This is a genomic window from Duncaniella muricolitica (assembly GCF_910574735.1).
Lineage (GTDB): Bacteria > Bacteroidota > Bacteroidia > Bacteroidales > Muribaculaceae > Duncaniella > Duncaniella muricolitica.
In genome coordinates this window covers 1-5,875 of record NZ_CAJTCF010000129.1, presented here as the reverse complement: position 1 = coordinate 5,875, position 5,875 = coordinate 1, and the positions used below count along the sequence as shown (strand labels likewise).

General features: G+C 43.0%; 5 protein-coding genes. 1 reads left to right on the top strand and 4 read right to left on the bottom strand.

The features are described 5' to 3' along the window. Positions 1–117: 117 nt before the first annotated feature. The 4 genes from QGT73_RS16845 to QGT73_RS16830 form a co-directional block, all read right to left on the bottom strand. Positions 118–459: a hypothetical protein gene (locus QGT73_RS16845; protein ID WP_280123198.1), complete on the bottom strand. Its 342-nt coding sequence runs from the start codon at positions 457–459 to the stop codon at positions 118–120. Positions 460–480: 21 nt separating this feature from the next. Beyond that, positions 481–1,770 carry a nucleotide-binding domain-containing protein gene (locus tag QGT73_RS16840; protein WP_280123197.1) on the bottom strand — a complete coding sequence of 430 codons (1,290 nt, stop codon included), beginning with the start codon at positions 1,768–1,770 and terminating at the stop codon, positions 481–483. Between the two features lie 136 nt (positions 1,771–1,906). After that, positions 1,907–3,181 (bottom strand): PcfJ domain-containing protein, encoded by a 1,275-nt coding sequence (locus tag QGT73_RS16835; RefSeq protein ID WP_280123196.1) that lies wholly within the window; start codon positions 3,179–3,181, stop codon positions 1,907–1,909. Positions 3,182–3,196: 15 nt separating this feature from the next. Continuing rightward, positions 3,197–3,646, bottom strand: coding sequence for a PcfK-like family protein (locus QGT73_RS16830; protein WP_280123195.1), 450 nt, complete (start codon positions 3,644–3,646; stop codon positions 3,197–3,199). An 861-nt stretch (positions 3,647–4,507) separates the two neighbouring features. Here QGT73_RS16830 and QGT73_RS16825 point away from each other — a divergent pair. After that, positions 4,508–5,701: an ATP-binding protein gene (locus QGT73_RS16825; protein ID WP_280123194.1), complete on the top strand. Its 1,194-nt coding sequence runs from the start codon at positions 4,508–4,510 to the stop codon at positions 5,699–5,701. Positions 5,702–5,875: the final 174 nt, after the last annotated feature.

Genomic DNA, 5,875 nt, shown 5'->3' with positions numbered 1-5,875 from the left:
CAACCCGACGCAGACCTGAAAATAATGCTCGCCGATGCATCTGAATCGCCGCCGGAAGAAACTGAAAACTGATAAGGGGGCTTGTCCTATACAAAAAGTTAGCCCAACTTCTATATTTCAAGAAGTTGGACTCGACTTTTTATGGTTTAGCGGACAGTAATAATTTGAATCTGATTTCTCTTCAAGAACATTGTCCTTGTATCTAAGAGTAAGGTAGGTTGAAATTATAGCAAACAGGGCTGTAATAATATTTATTATCCAATCCAATTCAAACTCAGAGAACAAACTTGCAACAGCAGAAGTGGTTGTAAAGCTTGTTGTAAAAGCCAGTAAAGTCTTATTCCGCCCTGCTTTTTTATCATATAAATCTGCTTGCTTTTCATGGATTTTATGAGTCCAAGCAATCTTCACGAAACGTTCTTCAAGCAGGCGGTATTGTATCCTAATTTCTTCTATCATGTATGTGGGTTGTATGAGGGTTTATAAAATAGGCACATCAATACGAGCTCGTGCAACAACATATCCGTCTTTTATCAAGTAGCACTCAACATAATGAGGTCCCTTGAAATCGGCTGATTCATGTCTCCCTTTTTTGTCGCGGGTATTTGAATCAATTATTTGGCCTCTTAAACAATTTCGCCGGATAGCTTCATCTCCCACATTACGGACTTTCCATTTTACAATAAATGGTTCTGGTATATCAGTGGAGACAATGAAAAAGTCAAGAGATCGAACTCTGGAAATCTTTTGAGAGTTACTCAAAATCCAACTTAATAGACGTTCTCTATAGCCATTAGATTTTACTTCGCAATCAATTTTTAGGTCTCCTTGTATATGTATAGGGTAAAGATCCTCAATAAACTCCTCACAATCAATAACCGATGATGAAAGATTCTTCATAGTATCTGGTTTCTTGGGGAAATTTTTGCCAAAAATTTTTCTCCAGTTTTTATGCGTATCATCTTCGTTATCGGCAGAGATTGCGTAGCAAGCAAACGAATAAGCTTTTTTCGCTTTACTTTTAAATTTATGTTTCACTTTGACATCCTGCCCGCTTCCTAATGCGTGATAATGGTCCTTGTCGGGTTCGTTTCTGAGAAAGTCAAAAAAATCACGACATAAGGTGTCAAATTTGGATATAGGTGTAGTTGCTAAATCAGAATCATTCTTTAAAAAATTATATGCCAGCGTGTCTAACAATAGGCCACCCATTTGCAATCCAACATTGTTAGTCCAAGATCTCATCATTTTACATAGTAACCGGTGAGTATCACCATTCTCTTGGCGAAATGTTTTCATCTCGTTTTGCTCGTGGCGTGGCATTGTGAGACGGTAATACCCCTTACTTGTATCTGGAAAAAGATAAGTCATCAGACCATCCTTTTCCTCAGCTTCAAATACGGGTTGGATTTCAAATTTGAAATTACAGAAATTTACTACAACAACGAGGGTGTCATACGTTATGTCAGTAGTAGGATATCTTTCTTTAAGGGCATCTCGAGTATGCCGCAACAACTTATCTGGAGAATTTTTATATTCCGGCCATAAATAGCTTGGCATAATATATAACATGTCCAGATCAGATATGCCTTTTATTCCAGTATAACGGCCATACGAGCCGACCTGCAATCTATTAGCAGTTTCTGAATCCGAATATCGGAATCTCTGATTTAACTTCTTTGTAATCTGCGCGTAACGATTAGATAGTGTCTCATCATTATCCAATCTGATGTTTGATAGAAATGTACTGAATTTTTCTTTTGTTGTCATTATATAATGGGGGATCTATGGTGCTTGTAAAGCACAGCAAAAAACGTGCCAAACGCCGCCTGTGGCGGCCGAAATTTTTGACAAAAATGAGCGGGCGACTTCATCACGAGGTCGTCCGCTCTGACTATGAAACATCTTATGCTGTTATTCTTTCTTTGATGAGGTGGGTGTTAGCGTTGATGAGTCTGATAATCCGGTCGTGGTACTCGGTGTTCTGATTGCAGACTCCTCTTGACTGAACCACTTTTAGGGTTTTGAGGTCAACCTCGATGGTTTCGATTATTCTGCCGGCTATTCTCGCTGAGAAGATAAGGCTGTCCTCACGCTGGTCGTAGGTAGCACTGAACAGACATATATGCTGACTTTCAGCCTCCTGTCGGTATTCCTCAACACTTTCCAATACCTTGACCTCAATCTCTCCATCGTTGATACGGATGCCAAAGAATTTCTCTTTCTGCTCTTTGAAACTCGCCTCCCTCTCTTGGGCTTTGCGGATGTCATCGGCTTTCCTCGCCTTCTCTTGGATGGTTTGGAGTTTTCTCACATATCGGTCGTGTTCCTCTTGGAGATTAGAGGGACAGATGTACTTGGGAGATTGAATGTCCTTGCCACATCGCTCCAACATCTTGATGTAGTCTATCCATATCTGTAAGTTGGTGACCTTATAGCCATTGCGATTGGCTATCTTGATAGTGTTCCAGTAGGTGTTGATGTATGACTTGTTGGTGGGCCTCAGACAAAGGTATCGGAGCAATTCTATCTCGTTGGATTTCATCAGTGTCTCGGCTTTGGGGTTGGTCAGCAACTCTTGGAAGAGGGTTACTGGGTTGATATGGTGGCAACTGCCTTTGAAACCATTGCGCTTGATGGTGTCAGTGACCTTGATGCGTGGGTAAACCCATTCATCGGATATGCGTTGGAAGGCTTCATTGTCACGCCTTATCTCCAATGGAGAGCCAAAGGCGAAACTGTCTATGTAGTGTCCCAAAGTTCTCTGCAATCCGACAACGGTTGTATTGCCTTTGGGGTCAATCCAATAACTGCCGATTTCAAGATAGGCAGGCTTTGTCTTCATTCCCTTACGCATTTCAACAATCATCAGGAACATCCTAACTACCTGATAGTTTTCCATAGTGGTGATTACGTTGAAATAGGACTTGTCTCGGATAACACGCTCTTTGGTGTCCTTGATTTCAATCTGTGTTCCACATTCGGGGCATAGGCACATTCTGTTACGGCTCTCCAACCACTCGTGACCGCATTTCATACAGGTACACATTCCGTTCTTCAACCGATAACCATAGTGATTGATGGTGGAATTAAGTGCCCACTGCTTTTGGGGAGTGGTGAGCGGGCGAAGTCTCCCACTCAGTTCCACTATATGCTGTTGTTTCTTATTGCGAGGTTTCATCGTGTTGGGGGGTGTTTAGAGTTCATCAAATAGGTTGGGGATAGTGTCAATCTCTGCTCCGGCTTTGGGAGCGGTGGCGGTCGGCTTGGGTTGAGCCTTCGGTGCTGACTGCCGTCTGATTTCTCGGAGTTGCTCCTGCTTGTATTGCTCCATCGCCTGCTGTTTGAGTTCGGCTTTGTCCTCCTCGGTGAGTTGGTCTTTGGAGATTACCACCTTGCAGTTGATGGGTTTGCCGATTTCCTTCTCGCTGACGTCGCCGTCAAAGTAGTGTGTGGCAAGAGAATAGACCTCATCATTGGTCATTACGCTGACACCTTGACGCTTGACCTCGTTGAGTATGTACTGGCAACACTCCTCTACGGATTTGGAGGGGTCTGCATAGCGGATAGCGAACAGATTGTCGCTCTCTGCACGGCTATCAAGATAGTGACGGATAGCCTCGATAAAATTTTCAGATGATTTCATAGTCGTATGTTTTTAGAAAGTTAATACCCAATAGATTATCGCTATTATCGTCAGTATGGAGATTAGCCACCCCACACCTCGGAGTATCGGTCGTACTACCACCCACATCACCACTGCCACAACTAAGCCGATGATTGTACCTACCACTTTCGCCACCATTTTGATTATGCGGTATTGATGGGAGGTTTGGTGAGTTTTGCCTCGACCTAAATTTCTAATATGTTGACTTGTAGCTGTCATATCGGTGGGTGCTTTTTTTTAACCATGCGTCCAATGACGGTGTGGCTGTATGAGTTGCTCGACGCCTCAATGTCGTGTGGCGACAAAAAAGGGTGGTTCAGGCAAGCCGGCCAAATACTACCTCCGCAGGAGCGTGGAGATTTTGACGGATTGAATGAACAGCCCTTAGCCACACGTTATATCAGGCGAGCGACTTATACTTGCCCATCCGTTAATGTGATGCCTGCTTGAAAGGCACCCCCGGCATGACGGCACAAAGGAACATATCGGTCGGCAACCGGCAGTGTTGCCGATGGACTTGAAACAATGAAAAGAAATAATGGCACCGCGCCCCGGAAAGCGGAGTCTATGACGGTCAGCGAGGCACGAACCGGCCGCCATTGTCTCCGCCCGTGGGTGCAAACAAGCGATGAGTGGCGGAGCGGTCGATAAGTCCTTGCACCGCAGATACGGAAGACCGCTCCGACTCTCGTCGCTTTATCTTTCATAATCAGACATAATCAGATATAATCAGATAATTCAGTTTTTTGGATTACATTCTCATTTAGTTTGGAAAATAATTCGTAACTTTGCATCGTTTCCCAAAGTCAAATAATTTTTAAGTTTGGGAAATGAAATCAGATGAAACTAATAGAAAGACCGTTGTACCTCCGTCAGTTAGAGGGTTTAATAAATACTCCCGATATTAAGATAATAACGGGCATAAGACGTAGTGGCAAATCCAAACTGTTAGGAGCGTTCTCTGATTATATAGTCAAAACAGATGCTACCGCAAACATCATTTATATTGACCTGACAAAAATCAAGTTTGAACAACTGAAAGAGTATCATGCTCTCAACGACTATATAGAGGAAAAATACCGGGATGGAGTCAATAATTATCTGATGATTGACGAGGTTCAGCTATGTGAAAAATTCGAGCTGGCTATCAATAGTCTGCACTCAGATGAAAAATACGATATCTATCTCACCGGCTCGAATGCTTTTCTTCTGAGCAGTGATCTTGCCACACTGTTTACAGGGCGATACATGGAGATTCACGTTTATCCGTTTAGCTTCAAGGAGTACTGTGCCTATTTCGATATTGGCGGGGATTATGATAACCATTTCGAGCGTTATATCAAACTTGGAGGACTTTCAGGTTCATATACTTATAAAAACGACTCTGACAAGGAGAAGTATATCCGAGATGTTTATGACACAATCCTTATCCGGGATCTTGTAGAGAAATATCGGCTGGGAAGTGCGACACTTCTAAAAAAGGTTGCTGAATACCTTATGGATAATGTGAGCAATATATCATCGTCAAGGAATATCAGCAATATCCTTGTCGCAAATGGCACAGAGACCAACTACAAGACAGTGGGCAGTTATATCGACCATCTCTGCCATGCCTTTGTCTTCTATGAGGCCAGAAGGTATGATGTGAGGGGTAAGACCTATCTTCAGTCGCTCAGTAAATACTATCTTGCAGATACCGGCATTCGTTTTGCGGTACTTGGCAAGCGTAATATGGACTGGGGGCGTATGCTTGAGAACATAGTCTTCATAGAACTGCTACGACGCGGATATGATGTATATGTAGGCAAGCTGTATCAGAAAGAGATTGACTTTGTTGCAATGAAAGGCAATGAGAAATTATACATTCAGGTCAGTGACGACATTTCCGGTGAAGAAACATTCCGCCGGGAAGTAGAGCCACTATTGCAGATTCGCGATGCGTATCCCAAGATACTCCTTGCAAGAACCCGTCACGAGGAGAGTGACTATGAAGGAATTTCCATTATTGATATTCCACGCTGGTTGCTTGGATAGTATAATCGTAATTATTACTGTCCGCTAAACCATAAAAAGTCGAGTCCAACTTCTTGAAATATAGAAGTTGGGCTAACTTTTTGTATAGGACAAGCCCCCTTATCAGTTTTCAGTTTCTTCCGGCGGCGATTCAGATGCATCGGCGAGCATTATTTTCAGGTCTGCGTCGGGTTG